Origin of the sequence: Escherichia sp. 94.0001, from assembly GCF_013369155.2 — a bacterium.
GTDB lineage: Bacteria > Pseudomonadota > Gammaproteobacteria > Enterobacterales > Enterobacteriaceae > Escherichia > Escherichia coli_F.
Map to the genome: position 1 here is coordinate 1 of NZ_JABWMS020000287.1, position 296 is coordinate 296.

General features: G+C 55.1%; 1 protein-coding gene. It reads left to right on the plus strand.

The features are described from left to right. Nucleotides 1-17: 17 nt before the first annotated feature. Nucleotides 18-296: Ail/Lom family outer membrane beta-barrel protein (locus HEN33_RS25755; protein ID WP_170922443.1), on the plus strand; the 279-nt coding region annotated here is incomplete at its 3' end.

The following is a 296-nucleotide window of genomic DNA, read 5'->3' on the forward strand; positions in this document are numbered from 1 at the left end:
AAAAGCGAGAGGTAATTATGCGTAAACTTTATGCCGCCATTTTGTCCGCAGCCATCTGTCTGGCCGTATCCGGCGCGCCTGCATGGGCGTCTGAGCAGCAGGCCACGCTGAGCGCGGGGTATCTTCATGCCCGGACGAGCGCTCCCGGTAGCGATAATCTTAACGGGATTAACGTGAAATACCGTTATGAGTTTACGGACACACTGGGGATGGTGACGTCATTCAGCTATGCAGGAGACAGGAATCGCCAGCTTACCCGTTACAGCGATACCCGCTGGCATGAAGATTCCGTGCGT